Annotated in this window: 18 protein-coding genes; 9 read left to right on the top strand and 9 right to left on the bottom strand. The window is 51.1% G+C overall.

Annotated elements, in window-relative coordinates; genetic code table 11:
- Positions 1 to 99: 99 nt before the first annotated feature.
- From FYC77_RS07590 to FYC77_RS07575, 4 genes are all read left to right on the top strand, one after another.
- Positions 100 to 1,218, top strand: a complete 1,119-nt coding sequence (locus FYC77_RS07590; protein WP_149080908.1) for an ABC transporter substrate-binding protein — start codon at positions 100 to 102, stop codon at positions 1,216 to 1,218.
- A gap of 129 nt (positions 1,219 to 1,347) precedes the next feature.
- The gene (locus tag FYC77_RS07585) at positions 1,348 to 2,046 is read left to right on the top strand and encodes an ABC transporter permease (protein WP_160046000.1); all 699 of its coding nucleotides are present in this window, start codon (positions 1,348 to 1,350) and stop codon (positions 2,044 to 2,046) included.
- Position 2,047: 1 nt separating this feature from the next.
- Positions 2,048 to 2,860 carry an ABC transporter permease gene (locus FYC77_RS07580; protein ID WP_149080906.1) on the top strand — a complete coding sequence of 271 codons (813 nt, stop codon included), beginning with the start codon at positions 2,048 to 2,050 and terminating at the stop codon, positions 2,858 to 2,860.
- A 2-nt stretch (positions 2,861 to 2,862) separates the two neighbouring features.
- Complete coding sequence (locus FYC77_RS07575; RefSeq protein ID WP_149080905.1) at positions 2,863 to 3,657, top strand: ABC transporter ATP-binding protein; 795 nt, start codon at positions 2,863 to 2,865, stop codon at positions 3,655 to 3,657.
- A 545-nt stretch (positions 3,658 to 4,202) separates the two neighbouring features.
- On the opposite strand, the gene FYC77_RS07570 is transcribed toward FYC77_RS07575, so the two are convergent.
- The 4 genes from FYC77_RS07570 to FYC77_RS07555 form a co-directional block, all read right to left on the bottom strand.
- Positions 4,203 to 5,081, bottom strand: a complete 879-nt coding sequence (locus FYC77_RS07570; protein WP_149080904.1) for an LLM class flavin-dependent oxidoreductase — start codon at positions 5,079 to 5,081, stop codon at positions 4,203 to 4,205.
- Positions 5,082 to 5,320: 239 nt separating this feature from the next.
- Positions 5,321 to 5,947, bottom strand: coding sequence for a DUF1989 domain-containing protein (locus FYC77_RS07565; RefSeq protein WP_149080903.1), 627 nt, complete (start codon positions 5,945 to 5,947; stop codon positions 5,321 to 5,323).
- Positions 5,948 to 7,059: 1,112 nt separating this feature from the next.
- On the bottom strand, positions 7,060 to 7,365 hold the full coding sequence (locus FYC77_RS07560) for a Rieske (2Fe-2S) protein (protein WP_162354489.1): 306 nt from the start codon (positions 7,363 to 7,365) through the stop codon (positions 7,060 to 7,062).
- 174 nt (positions 7,366 to 7,539) lie between these two features.
- Positions 7,540 to 8,541: a succinylglutamate desuccinylase/aspartoacylase family protein gene (locus tag FYC77_RS07555; RefSeq protein WP_162354488.1), complete on the bottom strand. Its 1,002-nt coding sequence runs from the start codon at positions 8,539 to 8,541 to the stop codon at positions 7,540 to 7,542.
- 267 nt (positions 8,542 to 8,808) lie between these two features.
- Between FYC77_RS07555 and FYC77_RS07550 the strand changes: the two genes are divergently transcribed.
- Positions 8,809 to 9,474 (top strand): hypothetical protein, encoded by a 666-nt coding sequence (locus tag FYC77_RS07550; protein ID WP_149080900.1) that lies wholly within the window; start codon positions 8,809 to 8,811, stop codon positions 9,472 to 9,474.
- Positions 9,475 to 9,651: 177 nt separating this feature from the next.
- Here FYC77_RS07550 and FYC77_RS07545 read toward each other — a convergent pair whose 3' ends face one another.
- Positions 9,652 to 11,424 carry an ABC transporter substrate-binding protein gene (locus FYC77_RS07545; protein WP_149080899.1) on the bottom strand — a complete coding sequence of 591 codons (1,773 nt, stop codon included), beginning with the start codon at positions 11,422 to 11,424 and terminating at the stop codon, positions 9,652 to 9,654.
- Between the two features lie 783 nt (positions 11,425 to 12,207).
- Here FYC77_RS07545 and FYC77_RS07540 point away from each other — a divergent pair.
- Genes FYC77_RS07540 through FYC77_RS07525 form a run of 4 tightly spaced genes read left to right on the top strand, consistent with a single transcriptional unit; the run spans position 12,208 to position 16,246 of the window.
- The gene (locus FYC77_RS07540) at positions 12,208 to 13,137 is read left to right on the top strand and encodes an ABC transporter permease (RefSeq protein WP_149080898.1); all 930 of its coding nucleotides are present in this window, start codon (positions 12,208 to 12,210) and stop codon (positions 13,135 to 13,137) included.
- 1 nt (position 13,138) lies between these two features.
- On the top strand, positions 13,139 to 14,194 hold the full coding sequence (locus FYC77_RS07535) for an ABC transporter ATP-binding protein (protein WP_149080897.1): 1,056 nt from the start codon (positions 13,139 to 13,141) through the stop codon (positions 14,192 to 14,194).
- Positions 14,184 to 15,260, top strand: a complete 1,077-nt coding sequence (locus tag FYC77_RS07530) for an ABC transporter ATP-binding protein (protein WP_149080896.1) — start codon at positions 14,184 to 14,186, stop codon at positions 15,258 to 15,260. Before FYC77_RS07535 ends, FYC77_RS07530 begins: the two co-directional genes overlap by 11 nt.
- Positions 15,257 to 16,246, top strand: a complete 990-nt coding sequence (locus FYC77_RS07525) for an ABC transporter permease (protein WP_149080895.1) — start codon at positions 15,257 to 15,259, stop codon at positions 16,244 to 16,246. Before FYC77_RS07530 ends, FYC77_RS07525 begins: the two co-directional genes overlap by 4 nt.
- 75 nt (positions 16,247 to 16,321) lie before the next feature.
- On the opposite strand, the gene FYC77_RS07520 is transcribed toward FYC77_RS07525, so the two are convergent.
- From FYC77_RS07520 to FYC77_RS07505, 4 genes are all read right to left on the bottom strand, one after another.
- Complete coding sequence (locus FYC77_RS07520; RefSeq protein WP_202911788.1) at positions 16,322 to 16,957, bottom strand: isochorismatase family protein; 636 nt, start codon at positions 16,955 to 16,957, stop codon at positions 16,322 to 16,324.
- A 385-nt stretch (positions 16,958 to 17,342) separates the two neighbouring features.
- Entirely contained in the window at positions 17,343 to 18,644 is a 1,302-nt protein-coding gene (locus tag FYC77_RS07515; RefSeq protein ID WP_149080894.1) for a TRAP transporter large permease, read from the bottom strand.
- Position 18,645: 1 nt separating this feature from the next.
- A complete protein-coding gene (locus FYC77_RS21020; RefSeq protein ID WP_394349015.1) occupies positions 18,646 to 19,113 on the bottom strand; it encodes a TRAP transporter small permease in 468 nt (155 codons plus the stop codon).
- Positions 19,114 to 19,243: 130 nt separating this feature from the next.
- Entirely contained in the window at positions 19,244 to 20,257 is a 1,014-nt protein-coding gene (locus FYC77_RS07505; RefSeq protein WP_149080892.1) for a TRAP transporter substrate-binding protein, read from the bottom strand.
- Positions 20,258 to 20,470: the final 213 nt, after the last annotated feature.

The raw sequence follows: 20,470 nt of genomic DNA, 5'->3' as shown, positions 1-20,470 counted from the left end.
GGTGGTTCGCATATAACTTTTCCCACCACTACTCTCTCTGACCTGGCTGCTGAAATTTTCCGGATGGGTTGGATTTAATACGGTGGAGTTGCGTTGTAGATGTACACATATAGTGTGTTGAAAACTCACATGGTTAAACACAGTTCCAACAGACGCTCGTTCATGAAAGCATCAGGTACCGCAGGAGTGGCATTATCGATCGGTGTCACAGGCTGTCTGGGTGAGGAAGATACGCCGACTCCGGATTCGGACGACGACGACGGTAATGGTACGTCGGCGAACGGAAATGGGGGTAACGGAGGGACCGACAGTCTCTCTGTGGGGTTCTCTCATTATCCTGTTATTCCGCACGGTCTCCCACTCACCGTTGGTATGGAGGAGGGGTTTTTCGAGGACAACGGGGTTAGCGTAGACGATATCGTCTCAACTGATGGGGGTGGTGGTGGAGTTCGGACGATCACGACGGGGGACATCGAGGTCGGTATGTCACCTCCGAACGCAACGGCGCAAGCGTTCAACCAGGGAGCACCGCTTCACATTGTCGGTATGGCAACAGCCGTTCCGGACATCGATTACCAGACACGCGTCGACTCGGACATCGAAGAGATCCAGGACGTGGAAACGATTGCTGTAACTGACCCTGCGTCGTCCGGTGAAGCCAATGCAGTGTTATCGATAGAAGCAGCGGATGGTATCTCGCTGGATGATATCGAGTTCCTGTATACCGGTGGGCTGGGCGAAGTGATGTCCGCGGTGAGAGAAGGGATCGCCGACGTGGGTCTCAACACGAACCCGACGTCAACGGAGATGCTCAGGAATGAAGAAACACGTCGTGTATGGCACACCAGAGACTACGTCGAGGAGTACACCGAGGACATCCTTTCGATGGGTAACATCATCCTCGACCAGGAGCCAGAACTGGCTCGAGGGTTCCTCCAGGGCTGGATCGACTCGTCCGAATGGATTCACGACAACGTCGATGAAGCAGGGCGTTTGTGGGCTGCTGAAGCCGACTTCGACGAAGAACTCGCCATCGCTGGTTTAGAGGACACGCAACCGGAGGCGTTCTTCCAAATTGGGATGTCCGAAGAGTTCGCGGATAATTTAGAGCGTGTCCTTCAGTTCGACGGAACCTTAGAGGAAGACGAGGAATTAGAGCGTGAGGAACTCTTCCGGGACGAGTACTTGCCCGAAGAGTATCAGAGTGACTGGCTCTAACGAGTTCTGCTGTACACAACAGAACTTGAACACCTATCCGACCACATACATATGAGTTTAACAGGACTTTCATCGTTACCCTATAGTAAACAGATACGGCTCGGTAGAGCAACGTTGTTGGTTGCGATATTGGCGACGCTCGAACTAGTTGGTCGTGCTGAATGGTTCGACCAACTAACGTACGTTCCACTCTCCACAATGGTGGAAACAGCGTACGGTCTTCTCGTATCGGGAGAACTCACGGACGATATCATTACGACGATCGGTCTCGTGTTCGTCTCGTTTGTGTCGGCGACACTGGTCGCGTTGGTCATAGGCTGGTTCCTGTGGCGACACGACAAGGTCAAGCAGGTGTTGGACCCGTACTTGATTGTACTGTACGCCATGCCAATATTCGTCTTTTACCCGATGTTCATCATCGTTTTCGGGCTGAACGTGTTCCCTATCGTTCTCATCGCCTTCGCGATGAGCGTCACGATCATCATTATTAGCACTGCGAACGGCTTGGCAAAGGTTCCGGACGTCCTCATCGACGTCGGACGCTCGATGGGTCTTTCGCGTCGAGAACAGTTTCGTCACGTGATTTTCCCCGCAGCGGTCCCCTATATCTTCACTGGCTTAAAGCTTGGATTCGTGTACGCATTTATCGGCGTTATCGCAAGCGAGTTCATTCTCTCGAATTCGGGACTCGGATACCAGATCTCTTGGTACTATCAGCAGTTTCAGACTGCAGATATGTACGCCGTATTACTGATAGTGATAACGCTAGCAGTCGTTGTGAATCTCGGACTGATCCGAATCGAAGACAGACTTCACCGGAGGACGTGAAATGAGTACCAAAACAACACGCACTCAAGACATATTGGATCGGACACCGTCATCGATCGCGCTCTACCGGCTGCTCGTTCCCTTCGTTATCGTCGGTCTCTGGGAGCTGTTGAGTCGGTGGATTGGGCCACGTGTTCTTCCAGGGCCAGTCCACACCTTCTCAGCCCTCTATGAGGGAATCCAATCAGGATGGGTTATCCCGAACACGAACGTGACGATGCAGGCTGTCGTTATTTCATTTCTCATCGCGACCGTCATTGGCGGTGTCACTGGGTTGATCCTCGGGTTTAACAAACCCGCCTACGACATCGTTGAACCGTTTTTCCTCTCGTTTTACTCCGTCCCAAAGATTACGATGTACCCGATATTCCTCTTTATTTTCGGTGTCGGGTTGAATACGAAAGTTGGGTTTGCAACGTTTTCGTCGTTTTTCCCGATGCTGATCATTACAATGGGGGCGGTACGCTCGATCGACGACGTCTACATCAACGTTGGAAAGTCGCTTCAGGTCTCGCGGTATCAGATGTTCCGCCACATCGTGCTCCCGTACATTCTCGTCCAGTTAGTCGTCGCTCTTCGACTTACGTTCAATAGTGCTTTCCTGGCGGTTATTCTCGTCGAACTATTCGCTGCCAGATCCGGCCTTGGCCTGGTCTTACAGCATGCTATGGGAACGTTTAACAGCGAAGAGATTCTAATCGTCGTTACCGTGTTAGCCGTGATCGCCTTTGTAATCAACATTATCTTCTACGGCGCTCAACAACTGCTTGAGGAACGCTGGAATATGACCTCCGACGAACAGATGGGGATCTAACAATGGCAAAATTAGAAATAAACAACGTTTCCAAGACGTACAACGCGAACAAACCGAACAGTGTCGAAGCCGTTCGTGACGTCAGCTGTGAACTCGATGAAGGGGAGTTCTTCTCCGTCATCGGTCCGACAGGGTGCGGTAAAAGCACGCTGATGAAAATGGTGGCTGGGCTGATCGAACCGACCGAAGGTGAAATCACGTTAGACGGTGAGTCAATTACAGGACCGCGAGAAGACATCGGGGTCGTTTTTCAGGAGGATTCGACGTTCCCGTGGCGTTCTACGCTCGAGAACGTCGAATTCGGTCTGGAAATGAGGGGTGTGGGCAAACAGGAGCGACGTGACCGTGCACACGATATTCTCGAGTTAGTTGGTCTCTCGGGGTTCGAAGACAATTATCCATCGGAACTTTCCGGCGGAATGAGACAGCGCGTTGCAATTGCTCGAACGCTGGCGCTCAATCCGGATCTGATGTTGATGGACGAACCCTTCGGTGCGCTGGACGAGCAAACCCGACTCATTCTCGGTGGCGAACTACTCCGAATATGTCAGGAAACCAATCAAACGACGATGTTCATTACACACTCGATTACTGAGGCTGCATTTCTCTCCGACAGAGTGTTCGTGATGAGCGCACGCCCTGGCGAGATCAAAGAACTAGTCGAAGTCGACATCGAACGACCACGAGACGAGTCGATCATGACGTCGGATAGATTCAACGAAATCACCGACGATCTGTGGGAAGCCCTGAAATCCGAGGCTCAGATTGGATTCGAGCAGTCGATGACAGTCGACTAATACGGATTTCTGTCCCACTGTCCCGACACAACTGCCCCAGGGTTCGCGGGTGCACCGGAACTGACCGACAGGAACCCGTATAAGTCAAATCACGGTGTGCCGGTCCGATATTTCTGTAGCCGTTCGTAATTCGTCGTTGGCCACGGATACCCACCCCGGGTGAGTAGCGGTGACAAGCGTCTCGTGTGACGCTGTCTGTGATCGTGTGTCTCTTCGATCAATCGGCTACAGTCGCCACTGCACGTCTTCTACGCCTGCTCGGCGGACGGATCGGCGATCAGTGTCCCGTTTGCAGTTGTGACTCTAAGCGATGGCGAGTAGCCGAGGCAATCGCCGAGTTACTGGACGTCGTTTCCGCCCGTGTGGGCGACTCCGCCTCACTGATTTCGGCGCGCTCACCCCAAAATCGATGGAGTCGGCGGCAAGATCGGGTCACACGATCGGCTCGAGCGCCCAGCGACGCTCAACCGGCAACACCTCACAGACGGAGAGACGGATCTGACGTCTCCCGGATCAACTGCGGAAACTGTTCCCGACGAGTACAATCAGCCCAGATATTTCCGGACGTCGCGAAACCGGTCGACAGTCTCGCCCGCGTCGTCGACTGGGCTGATGACGACTTCGTCTACCCCGAGCGATTCGTACTGCTCGAGTCGGTCAGCGACAGTTGCTGGATCGCCGGACAGAATCCGACCGGCTGGATCGTCCCAGCCGCGGTAGCCGTTCTGGATGAGCGACTCGACGTCGGCCGCCGCCGCGGTGGCATCGTCGCGGATCAGGGCATCGCGACGAAGCACGACGTCGCCCCCGCCGGCGTCGTTGAACCACTCGAGCTTTCGCTCGAGGTCGTCGTCGGTTTCTTGGACGGAGACGACCCAGGCATCGCCGCGCCGTCCGGCACGTCTGACCGCCGGTTTTGCGATTCCGCCGATACAGACCCGGAGATCCGGCCGTGGGTTGATGAGTACGCCGTCGAGGCTGACGTGCTCTCCGTCAAAAAAGACGGGCTCGTCGTCAGCTGTCAGCGATTCGATGACGGAGAGATGTTCATCGAACAGTTCGGCACGGTTCTCGAACGACACGTCGAACGCATCGAAGGCCGGTTCGTGCCCCCCAACTGCACACCACAGGTCGAGCTGGTCGACGAAGCAATCGAGCGTACCGAGTCGTTCGGCGAGATACACCGGGTCGTATAGTGGAAGGAGACACATGACCGCGACGTGGTCGAACGTCGCGGATAGCCGGGATGCGGTCGGAAGATGTTGGAAGAAGTGGCGGTCGTCACTGATGTGGTGATCGGGACACTCCACGTAATCGAAATCACTATCGTATGCGGCCTGTGCACCTGAGACGACGTCATCGCCTGCACTGGCCGAGTCACTGTCGAGCGACTGGAAGGCGTCGATTGCGTACCCTATTTTCATGATTCAGAATGGTCTACGAGAATATTAAGGTTTGTGTCGCAATGGATACCCACCAACGATCTCTCTTCGGTTACAGCAGGCCTATGCAATCGATCGACAGCACTCATACGGTCTGCGATGACTGATTGTCGCTCGAGTTCGTGAGATAGCGTCCGAATCTCATGCTGGCTTTCTCACTACTGACGTGGGACACTGAATGCTTGGTTTCGGAGAGGTCCTACGCTTGTCGGACGTACGACTTACCGCGGCGGGTCCTCGAACTGGATCTCCAGTGATTTCGGCTCGGATTCGTTCATGATTGTCGTATCGTTTGGACACGAGGAAATCCCGACGATCAGATCGATCTGGGGTTCGAGTTCGATGTAATCTCCCCGGCCAAACTCCGGAGGTAGGTACTGGATTTGATCGTCCTCGACGGTAACGTGCATTCCGATGTTGAACACTTCCGGTACCTTCTCTAGCGAAAGACCACGCTCGTTGAGGGCCGTAAGCAGGTTGTCCGCGCAGTTCTCGTGAGATGGTTCGTCGTCACGTATCTCGTATAAGTACGAACAGCACATCCCCCCGGCCCACGGGAAATGGTGACCGATCGTATCTTCAGTCACACGTACCATTGGCTCCGTGTCCGGTGGGCGAGAATACAGCGTCTCGAGGCTGTGGATATCGCCTGTCCCCTCGAGCTGGTTGAACAGCACGGATAGGTCCGAGCTATAAGTGACGGAGTGGTTGTCGGCACCAACGAAGGCTGCGTCACAAACCTGTGCGCCCTCGTGTGCTACGATCCGAAACCGCTGATGTGCGGCCACCTGATACGCTCGAGCAGTCGACGCCGGAACTACTTCCGAGTGCGAGTGTGTGAACCCCATCTTACCGTATCGTATCGGTGTTCCTGTTATATAATCACTCCCACTCTGATACCGTTTCCTGTCAGATACTTTTTATACGTCCGCGAATCAAGTGGCGGTTGCGCTGGTCCACTGGGACAGTAAACCGTATGAGTGGCTGTTCTGCGTTTCGCCACCTTGCTGTATCCTATCGTCCCAACTGGTACGATCAGCAATGAGTTAGCGATGACCGTCGCTAACCGGATGTTTCGTGGTCTCCGACTCGCTCACGTCGCTCGGTCCCGTGTACGGACTCACCCTGCGTCGACTAACCCATATCTGGTTGCCGGTCGGTCGCTCTCCATCGTGTGATTGGTCGGTATAGACCCATCGTCGTCCGCATCAGTGGCTACTATAGTAGAGTAGCACCCGTATAGCTTCACCACCGAGTATATGCCTGTAACATCAATTCCACGAGCGGATACTCTCCGCACGGGTCCCGATACCCGTTACCCGTCGAACCCTCCCGTTTTCCGGCCCCGAGTGGGTGTCAAATCTGGGCGGCTTTGGCCCTGATCTGTTCTCCGTCGGAATGTGTTACGGAATACTGTGCGGTGTGTCACCATGGATTATCAAACCGCTAGCTTTTATTTCTTATCAAGAAGATATGGAATAATTGACTAAGGGTATTATAGATACTGTCGGTAACTGGGGAGTGGTTTGAATTACGTAAAACGATTCACCTGTTCCTATTGATTGTCTGTCCACATAGCTAATCAACAATCCTTGCAGGACACGTCGAATTACTTGTGGATTCGTACTACGACCGGATGCCCTCCCGGACTTTCGTACCCGTTGTAACGATCTGCTCACTGCGTGCACTCGAGTGGCCATCACCGATGGCACTGACACCCGATTCACGAGCGAGCGTGCAACAAGAAAATCGATTACTGTCGATTGTCTCGTACGGTCTGTGATACCTGATTGCCGGTCGATCACCCGGCGGTCTTCGATCGACCGGGATCGACTCATTGCGGTCCGCGTCACGCGATTTACTGCTTTGGTAAGCCTAAACAGGAGGGTCGAACGGCCCACACCACCGAATTTGACCCTGTAGTCGACGCGTGGCGGAGTACTAAAAACTCACCGGGAGATTACGCAATTTTGCTGGGTAACGTCTCAACCACGAGCGACCCGTCCTCTCGGCTGACGGGGACTGCCGGAAGTCGTTCGTCGTCTACGGTCAGACACTCGCCGGTCTCGGGGTCGAACTTCCACCGGTGGTTTGGGCACAAGAGTATCTCCTCTCGAGCCGTGATTCGCCCGCGCTGATGGGGACAGATGGCACTGTACAGCGCAACGTCTCCGTTTTCACGTTCGTGGAGTACGTATCGGTTCCCCTCGACCGTCACGATCTGGGGGGTCTCCTCGAGTAGTTCTTCCGTCCCAACGTCGATCATACTCCCACCGAGAGTTAGTGGAGTGATAATCGTTTTGTTAGGCTCACGACGCGACCGAGAATCACTCATCCTCGAGCGAAAACAGATGCTGGTGCGTTTTTACGCCGTCGTGGCGTCTCGATAACGGATCTCGACGCAGGATAACAGCGTTCGTTTCCGGTGTCCCGTTACGAGTCACTCTGCGTCGTCGGTTGGAGTCGGTGCGGGGGCCATCTCGATGACGAGGTCACCGGGTCTGGCGGTGGGAAACGACCGAATCGCAAACACCGTTCCATCACACGGTGACGTGATCAGTTCACGTTGCCGACCTTTGAGATCCGTAATTTCGGCGAGTGACTCTCCGGATTCGACTTCGTCTCCGCCGCGAACGAACGTTTCGACGAACCCGCCTTCACCTGCGTTTAGAAACACGAGATCGGAGTACACCGTCTGGGACGAGTCGGTTTCCTCCGGTTTGCCGTCGAGAATGTCCAGATGCCGGGCGACATTTTGTATGCTCCGCCGGTAGGTTTCGTATGCCCACTCGTATACGTGAGTCCCGGACCCGGACTCGACGATGATCGACGGAATGCCACGTTCGACGAGTTCGGCGGTCATCCAGCCGCTCATTTCCGTGGTATCCAACTCGACGAGATGTGTAATTCCGGAGGCAGATCCGAGTTTACTCGTCCGTTCGTCAGTCGTGGTATCGCTCATTGGAACGTACGCAAACTCGGTGTGCATTATCGTCTCTCCATCTGCACTGTGGGCATTGATAACGGCATCCGCATGTGACCGAATCAGCGAGAAAATTTCGTCTGCGAGCCGTTCGGGAAACGTCCCGTCTGGATCTCCTGGAAAGAGGCTGTTGACGTCCCTCGGACCGACGTGATTGATTTGTGACCCGCGACGTTTGTTCGCGAACCCGGATGGATTCGACACCGGAAGAGCGATTACCGCTCCCGAAATCTCGCTGGGATCGAGCTCGAGGGCGAGGTCTCTTACGGCCAGGGACCCACCCTGTTCGTTTCCGTGAATCCCACCCTGCAGCCAGAGTGTCGGTCCCTCTCGCTCACCGTTGATGACGTAGAGATGTAACGTGACAGTCGAGAGGTCGGAGTCGACACCGACGTCGATTTCGACCCACTCTGATTCACCTTCCGGTATCTGTGCCTGTGAGATGTTGATTGTTGACACACTTATCCACTTTCTTTGATTAGTTAAAAACATTTTCGCTCACCATACGCTCGTTATATACTTCTATATGAGATTATATTATTCACCCTTGGTTTCTATGTATTGTAGGTCTGCCCGACTGTGCACGTCGACGTCGGCCGTTTCTGACGCTACCGGTTGCACTCTCCACTGCAAGTGCAAACTCCTCATTCTGAGAAATAATATTTCGGGAGACCTGTAACGATATTTTCGGATATTATTATGGAGTCCTGTCTGTATATCACTGTTGTGCAGCACAATGTCGTGCTAAAGCGTGCAGCTAAAGCAGATGTACTTGCACGCAGTACCGGTGACACGTTTCAGCTTTCGAATGCGTTCGAGAACACTATTTCCGAGTATGAGGAGAAGATCCGCAAGCTAGACGAGTGTAGTGTAGACCAGGTGGAGAACCTCACCGGTAGGGAATTGCCGTTCCTTACTAATGTCCGTGATATTGATCGGGGTGTCCTCGCGGAATTTTGTGCGATTGCTGAACAGATTGAGCCACCATCTGATGTCATCAGGCTCACAACGATCTTGGACCAGTTTCGTCAACCCCCTCCACCTAACGATGGTCTAACGCCGGAGTTTCTCCCAATTCGTGGAAACCGTCTTCCCCTAGTACTGCAGTGCTACGAGCAAACTGTCGTCTATATTTGGCGTCGAGACTGCAAGCCCTGTGATTCCGTTGCGTCCACTTTCGATGATATTTTCTCCAGTTCACCGGACGATATCCTGTTGGTTGGCGTGTATGGCCCGAACTGGGTGGAGTTCCTTCGAGATAACTATGATGTCGTTGGTGCCCCGACCACTCTATTTGCCGCTGGGAACAATATCCATTCCCGGTTGATCGGCAATCAGTACAAAAGTAGTGTGGAGAAAGAGATGGAAAAGCTGATGAGTGACTCACGATAGATCAGCAAAGTCTGGTTTTGTGAATGATCTACCGGCGATGTCTCCATACTGGATATTCCAGTTTACCCGATCACTGCTTGGTAACACATGTCCTGTTTCCACGATCCACTTTGTAGTGTGGTGGCCCCTTCCCGATAATCTAGTCGAATGTCTCAAGTACTCTGATTCACTTTTCGACTAGAGATCGTCTAGGCAGGGAAAGTCTTCCGGGTCAGGTGCCTCACCCTCGGGCCATCGAGGTGAAAGATCAGCATCGTTGGGATATCGAAGGTTTCCGTTGCTGTCCCATTCCCATCCCGCTTCTGACAGCGCTTCTCGAGCTGCATCGATATCTCCGGATATGTCGTCGGTGTATTCGTATAGCATGTCGTCTGGCGCTCGCCACGGATGGGGTTGACCGAGGTACGAGGCATGTGTATCCGGTTCTCCTCGACCACGTAGCGCGACTTCAGCGATGAGTTCCCTATCGAAACACTTTCCGACTGCATCCCGGAACGCGTGGAATTTAGTTGGTCCGAACGAATACTGTGGGTATACGGACTGCGTCATATGCCCTTCAGTGACGATGATGTCGGCTTCATCGCCCATGGATTCTTCAATCTGGTCAGCAGCCCCCGGGCCGATTTGACTGATGATCTGTATCTCGTTGTTCTCGAACGCTTGCTGTGCCGATTGGGCGTCGGCGTATACGCTCAGTATGAGATCGTGATCGGGACTGTAGACTGGGTGGTCCGTGTGAGGTGAGAAGTAAATGCTCTCGTTCGGTCGGAAATCTTCGATCTGGAACGGCCCTGATCCGATAAACTCGTCGAAGTCGAGTGACGTCGGTGTCTCTTCAACCCCGGCGTCTTGCCAACTATCTTTATGAATGATACCCCATCGGGGCCATTCGCTCGTAGTCAACGGAAGGAACGGTTCAGTGGTATTGAACTCCACTGTCGTCTCGTCGATTATCTCGATTGACTCGAACGGAATACTACTGGCGTGGGGGAATACATCCGTGTTCTCGTCGAGTGTCTCGTAGGTAAACTGTACGTCCTCTGCAGTGATTGGGTCACCGTTATGGAACGTTCCATCACGAAGTTCGACTGTAAATGTTTGGCCACCGTTTGTCACCTCGTAGTCTTCTGCCAGAACGTTCTCTATCTCGTAATCTTCGTTATATCCAACGAGTGGCGAGTGCGGTATCTGACTCCAGAACGCGAGTGTTTCCGCATTCGGCATCGCGAGATAGTTCAGTGACTGTGCTCCGTCTGCGTGCATATTGCCCGATATTTGATCTCCCGTTCTCGGAGTTGACCGGATGTAGGCGTGAGGCATCGTGAAGTCGACACCGCCGGCCCCAATACCATCTGGATCTACTTCGTCGGTCCGAATTGCCCCAAACGAAGGAGTAGCATACATCGGATAGACCATTGCATCTTCACTCACAATGGACTGTGCTTGGTTGATGAGTTCTTCTCGCCCTTCTACGGTTTCGACTGTTTCTTGCTCGACGGCCACATCGGTATACTCACAGTTGGTATAGTTACCTGGATTGGCTCCTGCTTCGGGTCCTGCATAGTCGGCGGCGAACCGGCGTGTGGTTTCGTGGGGATCGAGCCGGTTTGGATTGTTTCCTGTATGAACGAATGCCAGGTTTGCGTTCCGTTCATCGTTAATAATGTTTACCCAGGCAGTTACTCCCTCGGTCCCCTCTAGTTCGACGTCTACGCCGAGCTCTTCGATATTCTCCTGGATGACGGGTGCAGCATTCTCCTGTATCTGGCTGAAGCCACCAAGACCGCTCCACCATTCGAAAACGATGGTTGGCACTCGCTCACCCAGGTCTTCATCTTCGCTGTCTCCAGTACAGCCGGCTATTCCCGTGACTGCGGTCGCGCCAAGTGCGGAAAGTAACTTTCGCCGGTCGATAGACGATTCCTCGTCTTGTGATTTGCTCACAACCATACTACCAATGACTATCTTTCCCTTTGTTAAATGTATCCCCGATACTAGTCTAGATCCCAACTATAGCGTTTCCTCTGGTACACTGCTCGAGGCCATGTCGTTCGAGACTCCCGAAGACCTCTTGATATCAAGTGAGACCGAACTCTTACCGACAGACCGAGGATCCCTAAGCTGTCGGTGCTTACCCTGACGACTTCGGGGTTCGTTCATCCGAACTGCTGCCTATCAGTTCTCTATAGTAGCCACTGAACGTCATTACACACCTGATCGCCGGACAGAAGCGCGGTTCGAGTGACGCGAGAACCGCGGACGGCGACCGTGGGGAACGTCTCGTGAGCTGTGTGATCAGTGTCTAAAACGTTGCAGTTGGTACTATAGTGGAATCTCGACTCGTCCAGGCACCGAACCGGTATACTCACTCCATATTATATAGGTGATAACTGTTGGTCGGTATCTATTCGTTTCATTGTACTTGTATAACGGGGCAAGTTATATTACCAGTGCTACTCATTGGTCTGCCATGTGCCAATAAACGACACAGACGAGAATTTGTTGGTTACACGACTTAATAGCTACTGATAGAAACTATCGATTAAGTATATGATGAAAAATACACTGCCCGGTGTGGTACGCAATTCCTTGCCGGAAAGCATGCAGAATAACTACGATTCCGTATCGAACCAATGTAGCCAGAACCGATCTTGGTTCAACTGGCAGTATCCTCGGATGGAACTGGTGCCTTCGTGGAAAAAATCGAACTTTCACACAAGGGGGTGATAACTGATGGTCGGAAATAACATCACAAACCGAATGAGTTCTATGAGAGATAGACGCTTCTTCCGAAGTTTGATTGGAGGTGTACGAATTCTGATATCTGATAAACTAACGATGATCTATTTGGGTTTTATATCGTTCGTACTACTTCTCGCTGTCATTGGACCACTGATCGTCCCTTACGGATACAACGAACGAATATACGGCCCTGACGGCGAAATACTGTTTTCCGCTGCACCTACCTTAGCGCACCCGCTGGGCACGACCGACTCTGGGTATGACGTACTCTCGCGTATCGTGTATGGTGCGAGACCGACGGTTGTCACTGGAATGGTCAGTGGATTTATGATATTCTCGATCGGGATGACTATCGGAGTTGTCTCTGGATACGTTGGTGGTCGGGTCGGAAACATTCTTATGCGTTTTACCGACTTGACGTACAGTATTCCGCTTATCCCGTTTGCACTGGTTGTCGTCGCGATATTCGGTAGCGGGTTTTACGTTTCGATAGTGATCATTGGTGCGGTTCTGTGGAGAGGACTCGCTCGCGTTATCCGATCACAGGTGCTCCAAATCAAGGAGCGTCCGTTTATCCTCGCGGCAAAAACGTCTGGCGCGAGCACCCCGTATATAATTTTCAAACACGTCCTTCCGAACGTTGCGCCCATGGGAATTCTATTTCTTGCCCTGGGTACCGGATACGCGATCGTCATCCAAGCTGGACTTGCTTTTCTTGGTGTAACGGACCCGTTCGTCCCGTCGTGGGGGATTATGGTCCGTAACGCCTACGAGTCGGGCATGATGTCGTCGGCACTGTGGTGGTCGCTACCGCCTGGCTTTTTGATCTCTATAACAGTCCTTTCGCTGTTCATGCTTGGCCGTCGATTAGAGTCACAAATCACACAGAATGAGGAGTCCATGATCGCTGAGGCAGGATAACATGTCTGATGACCCACTACTCGAAGTCGAAAACCTCACCGTACAGTACAAGACGAAGGAAGGAATGCTAACAGCTGTTTCAGACGCATCCTTTGCAGTATCCGAAGGAGAGTACTTCGGTGTCGTTGGCGAATCCGGCTGTGGAAAGAGCACGTTGTTACTGTCGATACTCAACGCACTCGATTCGAACGGTCAAGTGACGAACGGAGTGATCCGTTACAAGGGGGAAGAAATCCAGGATCTGTCTGAACAGGAACTGAATCAGCGCATTCGATGGAAAGAGATAGCCTACATCCCCCAGGGGTCGATGAACAGTCTCGACCCGCTTGAAAGAATTAGTACACAGGCTGTACAACTCGCCGGCCTTCATTCCGACCTGAACGAGGAAGAGGCACTAACGAAATTCGAGGAGATGTTCGAAATCGTGGGGATCGATCCGGAACGAATCCACGATTATCCTCATCAATTCTCGGGTGGAATGAAACAGCGAGCAATTATCGCGCTTGCACTGTTTCTCGAGCCCTCTCTCATTATCGCTGACGAACCGACGACAGCACTCGATGTGATTATGCAGGACCAGATCTTCAAGCACATCGACGATATTGTCGACCGAGTTGGGACGAGTATCATGTTGATCACTCACGATATCGCTGTCGTATTCGAATCCTGTGATCGGATGGCTGTTATGCATGGTGGACAGATTGCAGAAGTTGGTCCAGTTACGCGGATAGACAACGAGCCCCACCACCCGTATTCTACGCTGTTACAGGAGGCATTTCCTGACATCCGTGAACCGAACCGAGATTTGAGCGTGATCGAGGGGAAACCGCCCCGACAGATCGGTGAAACCGATTATTGTACGTTCGTCGATCGCTGTCCATGGGCAACAGAGGAGTGTCGAGAAGCGCCTCCACCTCTCGAGAGGGCTGAGGCTGATCGTTCCGATCACTTCGTCTCCTGTTTCAGAAAGGACGACGTTCGCGAAGAGAACGAACAGGGAACCGACGACCGGAAAGCACCCAATCAAAAAAGCGGGAGTTTAGCAAATGACGAGTGACATGCCTCTATTGCAGGTGAAAAACCTAGAAAAGTACTACGATCAGCAGGCTGGGATCGTCGACTGGATCCTTCGAAAAGATTCTGACCCGGTTCAGGCGGTTGACGGCGTCTCTTTCCGTCTGGACGAAAATGAGAGTCTGGGAGTCATCGGTGAGAGTGGATGCGGGAAAACGACACTGATCGAAACCCTCATTGGGCTACACGAACCGACGAGTGGTGAGATCTTATTTAAAGGGACGGACGTTTCTACGTTCGACAAAGGCGACTGGAAACAGTTCCGACGTGAGGTCCAGATGATTTTCCAGGATCCGTTTAACGCGCTCGATCCAAAACTATCGGTTCGTGAAACACTCGAGGAGCAGTTAAAAATCCACGATATCGACGAGAGGGACAGACGAATACGAGACGTACTTGAACAGGTTGAACTCTCTCCCGTAGATAACTACCTCGATAGGCTACCGAAGCAGTTGAGTGGTGGACAGAAGCAACGAGTATCGATTGCTCGTGCACTGATCGTTGAACCGGAACTCATCCTCGCTGACGAACCTGTGTCGATGCTGGACGTTTCGACGCAGGCGGCGATTCTTCAGTTGCTCTCTGATCTGATCGACGACTTTGGGGTTTCGATGGTATACATCTCCCACGACCTTTCGACGGTCTCGTACGTTTGTCATCAGTTGCAGGTCATGTATCTGGGGAGAGTCGTCGAATCGGGAGCAACGGAGGTTGTCTTGAACGAGCCCAAACACCCGTATACGAGAGCACTCCTCTCTGCAATTCCGATTCCCGATTCGGAGGCTGAACGCGAACGCACCGAGCTCCCTGGAACACCCGGTGACCCGATCAATATAGGGAACGGATGTCGATTCAGGGATCGGTGTCCGGACCGAATGGAACTGTGTGACAAGACACCGGAATCGTATGCTCTATCGACAGATCATCACGTTGCCTGTCACCTCCACTCCGAGCACGACGACCAAGGCGACCTGAATGCGGTTTCATCGAGTGGCGACGTAGCGAACGGCCAGTCCATCTCTGCTGGCGAAGGGGGTGACGAACTGTGAGCAAAGTTCGATTCTTCTTAAAGCGAATTACGCAGACCGTTTTCCTGCTGTGGCTCGTACTGACGTTTCTCTTCTTCCTCTTCCGCTTGATGCCGGGTGATATTTCCGATATACTCCTGTATCAGGGTGCGGACCCGGATACGGTTGCCGAATTTGAAGAGTCGTGGGGTTTGAACGATCCGCTCTACGTCCAGTACTTCCAATATATCTACAATTTCATCCTGCTAGAACCAGGATATTCAGTACAGACGAACGAACCCGTCTGGGACTTCGTAAAGATGAATATCTTCAACACGTTCATCCTTGCGGCTCCTGCAATTACGCTTGCATATATCCTGGGCGCGGTCATTGGGACGGTAACTGGAACCAAACGCGGCGGAAAATTGGAAAAGTTCGTCCCCGTTCCATTACTCACGATTGGCGCCATTCCGGAGTTCTTCCTGGCAATTTTGATGATTATTGTCTTCGCCGGCTTTTTGGGATGGTTCCCGACCTCCTCGATGATCGACCCGGCTGTTGCGAATCAGTACAGCGACGATCCGTGGTGGCGAATCTACTTTACCCAGTCGTTCGCGATGCACTTTGTACTCCCGTTCACGACAGTCGTTTTGCGCTATCTCTTCCTCCCATCGCTCATCATGCGGACGAGCGTCGTTGAGGTACTTGGTCAGGACTTCATATTCTACAAACGAGTTACTGGCCTTCCGAAGAGCGCACGTCTAAAATCAATTGCAAAACACTCCAGCCTACCAGTAATAACGCTGTACCCGATCTCGATGGCACGTGCTATCGGTGGGCTCGTACTCATCGAAACCGTGTTCAATTGGCCAGGGATGGGGTATGCACTGGTTCAGGCGGTTCTCGCGCGTGACTTCGCGACAGTTCAATTCGTATTTTTCGTTATCGCGGCATTCGTTATCGTGGCTAATTTCGTTATTGACATCTTCTACAGCGTCATTGACCCACGTGTTAGTCTCGACGACTAACGACCTACTACCATCGTCCGTTTTCCCTGAACTCTTCTTCGAATCGACGCGGTTACGCTTTCCCGGGAGTATGCTTTACGACGCCTCGTTCAGAGCCTCGATCAGGTCATCGAGGCTGACCACGTCGGCGTACTTCATGTCCATATCGAACAGCGAGACCTCGTGAGAGACCTGTGACCGGTCGGCCACACACTCCTCGGGAACGATCACTCGATAGTTGAGCGAGAACGCGTCGACGACCGTCGCGCGAACGCATCCGGAGGTTGTCATGCCGGTCACGATCACGGTGTCGACGTTCGAGTAGTTGAGCATACTCTCGAGTTGCGTCCCGAAGAAGACACTCGGCTTGTACTTCTCGAAGACGACGTCGTCTTCGGTGGGTGAGAGTTCGGTGGTGAGCTCGGTCATCTCCTCGGTCTGGTTCGCTTCGCCCCACTGGCCTGCCTCGACGCGGTGCTCTCCCTTGAGAGACCGCGAGTAGTATCCGCGGACCCCACGCTCGCTCGCTTCCTCCATCAGTCGAGCGATTGCACTCGCTGCGGGCTGTCCGGTCTCTGCGTAGCCGTTGGGATAGTCGTCCTCGACGAACTCGCGGGTCATGTCGACGACGAGAACGGCGATGTCTTCGCCGAGACCTATCTCGCCACCGAACTCTGCCTTGTCGACCATCGTCTGTCGGTCCTCCTCGGGAACGACGTCCGGAACGTACATTGGGTGACTCGCTCGCCTCCAATTACTTATACTTGTCTTTTGGACGACACAGACGGGTACTATAGAAGAGTTTATGCGATATTTTTTCAACTATATCTTATTTGAATGTACACTAATCCACTTAGTAACTCATCAGCCTGATTGGAATCTCCAACAGAATTTGAGAGGTTGATAGCCACTAAATATGGCTTTAGTGAACCGCTGTACAGCGTCGGGATGAAGTGTCTCGAAGTCGTCCTGATATCGGTTAATCGATTTGTTTCCGTCGGATTCCTCGAGGAGGCACTCACGATTGTTCCATCATGACGCTTCGAGCGACAGGATTCTACACGGTAAGTCGCCGCCGTCTAGTGATTCACTAGAGGGCCCCAAATATGAAAGATATTCAAACTAAGCCCGATAATCGAGGTAGGGACAATGTGATTTCTGGAAAGAGTATTAAGAGAATAAGCACTCCCACTAATGGGAAATAAAATGGTAGAATACTACGCATAATTTCGGATAGTGGGACTCCTGTAACCTTTTGTAGAATAAACAGAATAATCCCAAATGGTGGAGTGAGCAACCCGATCATCAATGTAAGTATCATTATAATACCAAAATGAATCGGGTCGATACCAGCAGAATGAATAATGGGGAGTAAAACAGGTACGAGGATTGTAATGGCTGCAATTGTTTCCATCATCAGCCCTATGATTAATAAAATCGCAACTAGGAGCAGAAGTGTTGGTAATGGATTAGTGGTTATCCCGGTTACAAAATCTGAAAGAACGTGTGGTATCTGTGCTCGTCGAACCATGAAACTGTATAGAAATGCGGCGGTTATGATGAAAAGAAGGGCCGCAGTTGTTACAAACCCCTCGTAACTCACCTGAAGAAATTCTTTGAGAGACGGCGAGTCGTAAAATACGAAGCCAATAAGTAGCGTATAGAACAGGGCCACAGCCCCTGCTTCGGTTGCAGTGAATAGTCCCAGCATAATACCACCGATAATCAGAATTGGAGCCCCCAAGGCGGGTGCTGCTCGCTTAAATGTCTCCAGAATCCGATTGATCGACCACGATTCGCCTCTTTCGAACCCCTTCTTGTGTGCATAATATGTACACATTAATAACAAAACTGATGCTAGTATAAGTCCTGGCACAACTCCAGCAATAAATAAAGCACCAATTGACTCTTCTGCCATAATCCCATAAAATATTACTGGTATACTTGGTGGGATAATTGGACCAATAATCGAAGAAGATCCAGTTACTGCAACGCTGTACCCCTCGTCATAACCTCTCTCCTTCATTGCATTGAATTCAATCACACCAAGCCCAGCAGCATCTGCTTGTGCTGCTCCAGACATACCGGAAAAAATTACGCTCGCTACAACATTAACGTGTGCAATCCCTCCACGAATCGACCCAACCAGAGCTTCTGAGAAATCAAATATGGAGGTAGTCATACCGAACATATTCATGTACAAACCAGTCATGAGGAATAATGGGACGGCAAGTATGATGAAATTGTCTAAGCTAGTTACCATCTGGTGCATAATTAATTGAGGCTCGAACGAGATTAGAGGAGAGAACATCAATAGAAGACAGGTAAGCCCCATAGCGAACGCTACTGGTACACCAATAATATAGAGAGCTAGTAAGATACCGATGAATAAGAGTGCTAGAAGGAGGTCCGGCGACATATTATTGATCTCCCTCTGATGCAATATTCACGAAGACTACCGTGTCAAGCTCCTTTTTAATCATGATTATATATAGGTCCCGGAGAACATAGAGGCTCATCATGCCTGCGCCAACTATACCTGAGAGGGCTAGCCACTCTCGTGTAAACGGTGGATATTGTGGTAAAATGTGGAACTGTGATCCGATATTGTACGTGAAAGATTGGACACCTCCTACGATCAGAACGAATAAGAAAATAAGGATGAGAACTCGAGAAACTATAGCGAGCAATTTTGTTATTGACTTTGGCAATCTTTTTAGAACGTAATTGATACGAACATGTTCCCGATCTCGACTGGCTAACCCTGCACCAATAAATGTTGTAATTATCATAAGGAATTGTCCAAGGCTTGCGGTCCAAATAAAGTTCATTCCAATTTCAGTCAGTATCAACCTATTGAAGACTTGGAGTCCAACTGATGCGCACATCAGTCCGAACAAAACCATACTGACTGACTGTATTGATAAATCAATGCCTCTTTTCACTTTATATGCTCTATTTCTCATATCTTAACTTTATGTAGGTTATTTTTATTAAATAATATGAATAAGTAGTTAATTATATGCTTGTGATTTCATCGAAATCTCCGTCATATGTCCCGTCATTGAACATCTCATTAATTTCGTCAAGGGCTATTTGTCTCATCTCATCATACTCTGGTTCTACGAGAGTCATCCCCTCGTCCTCTAATTCATCAATTATTTGTTCTTCTTCTGCCTGAATTTGTTCATTTAGATCGGACACTGCCTGTGCTGTCTCATCTGCTACAACCTCTTGGTCGGTCTCGGAGATCTCGTTCCAGAACTCAGTATTTACGACAAACCATGCCGATTGAGCAACGTGTGCTGAAGTCATAAGATAATCTTGAACTTCGTGTAGTTGTAGGGCTGATATATCGTGAACGGGGTTTTCTTGTGCAGTCACAATGCCTTGTTCAAGGGCACTATATATTTCGTTAAAAGCAACGGTAGTAGGGTTCACATCAAACTCAGAAAAAATACGAACCCATTCCTCGACTTCAGGTAATCGCATATCTAATCCCGCTAAGTCGCTTGGCGTTTCGATGGGATTATTTGCAGTCATTAGCCGTTGTCCACGATAAATTGGCCCACTCAACACTAATGAGCTATATTCTTCCCTGTACTCTTCTTGAACCCCTTCAATTGTATCTGAAAAAAATGCTTCTTCTTGTTGATCCCAGTCTTCGAAGAGAAATGGACATTCTACCCAAAATGCTTGTGGTGCGTGTTGAACAATCCACATTGAACCGATGAGCATTCCATCGATTGCCTGAATTTCGGTTTGTTCTAGCAGCTCCATCTCCCCATCCAACTGCTCTTCAATAACTAAATCAACGTCACCATCTGTCTCGTCGTATATACTCTCGGACCACTCGATGAACCGCTCATTAAGAACGTGTCCAGGTGCGAAACTCGTTCCAATAATACCTTCAACAGTTCCATCACTATCTCCTAGACATCCTGCTAGGGCACCAATGGTAGAAATTCCAGCTATTCCACTTGCTTTTTGAAGTGCGCGACGTCTAGTATAGGTATTGTTACCTTTCCGCATGCATTACATTCTCTCATAGTATAATAAAAAGCTTCTGGCACTTTCAAGTTCATCAACTTATCCATATAAGGGTGCGGTTGATTCATCGTATCTACTGAATGTCTGTGTGCATCCAATCGTATGACTGCTATGAGATCGATGTGATAGCGGTTCAGTGTCGTATCCGGGTAAACTGAATTGCTTCTATACTGCTCCGTTGCGAGGTCATCTAAT

Origin of the sequence: Natrialba swarupiae (assembly GCF_008245225.1) — an archaeon.
GTDB lineage: Archaea > Halobacteriota > Halobacteria > Halobacteriales > Natrialbaceae > Natrarchaeobius > Natrarchaeobius swarupiae.
The sequence above is the reverse complement of the archived record's forward strand: the minus strand, read 5'-3'. Positions and strand labels throughout refer to the sequence as shown.

What these genes read in the sequence shown, in the direction of transcription:
- FYC77_RS07590 (WP_149080908.1), top strand. Translation starts at nt 100, where the DNA reads ATGTACACATATAGTGTGTTGAAAACTCACATGGTTAAACACAGTTCC.
- FYC77_RS07580 (WP_149080906.1), top strand. Translation starts at nt 2,048, where the DNA reads ATGAGTACCAAAACAACACGCACTCAAGACATATTGGATCGGACACCG.
- FYC77_RS07575 (WP_149080905.1), top strand. Translation starts at nt 2,863, where the DNA reads ATGGCAAAATTAGAAATAAACAACGTTTCCAAGACGTACAACGCGAAC.
- FYC77_RS07570 (WP_149080904.1), bottom strand. Translation starts at nt 5,081, where the DNA reads ATGAAAATAGGGTACGCAATCGACGCCTTCCAGTCGCTCGACAGTGAC.
- FYC77_RS07565 (WP_149080903.1), bottom strand. Translation starts at nt 5,947, where the DNA reads ATGGGGTTCACACACTCGCACTCGGAAGTAGTTCCGGCGTCGACTGCT.
- FYC77_RS07560 (WP_162354489.1), bottom strand. Translation starts at nt 7,365, where the DNA reads ATGATCGACGTTGGGACGGAAGAACTACTCGAGGAGACCCCCCAGATC.
- FYC77_RS07545 (WP_149080899.1), bottom strand. Translation starts at nt 11,424, where the DNA reads ATGGTTGTGAGCAAATCACAAGACGAGGAATCGTCTATCGACCGGCGA.
- FYC77_RS07540 (WP_149080898.1), top strand. Translation starts at nt 12,208, where the DNA reads ATGGTCGGAAATAACATCACAAACCGAATGAGTTCTATGAGAGATAGA.
- FYC77_RS07535 (WP_149080897.1), top strand. Translation starts at nt 13,139, where the DNA reads ATGTCTGATGACCCACTACTCGAAGTCGAAAACCTCACCGTACAGTAC.
- FYC77_RS07530 (WP_149080896.1), top strand. Translation starts at nt 14,184, where the DNA reads ATGACGAGTGACATGCCTCTATTGCAGGTGAAAAACCTAGAAAAGTAC.
- FYC77_RS07520 (WP_202911788.1), bottom strand. Translation starts at nt 16,957, where the DNA reads ATGTACGTTCCGGACGTCGTTCCCGAGGAGGACCGACAGACGATGGTC.
- FYC77_RS07515 (WP_149080894.1), bottom strand. Translation starts at nt 18,644, where the DNA reads ATGTCGCCGGACCTCCTTCTAGCACTCTTATTCATCGGTATCTTACTA.
- FYC77_RS21020 (WP_394349015.1), bottom strand. Translation starts at nt 19,113, where the DNA reads ATGTGCGCATCAGTTGGACTCCAAGTCTTCAATAGGTTGATACTGACT.
- FYC77_RS07505 (WP_149080892.1), bottom strand. Translation starts at nt 20,257, where the DNA reads ATGCGGAAAGGTAACAATACCTATACTAGACGTCGCGCACTTCAAAAA.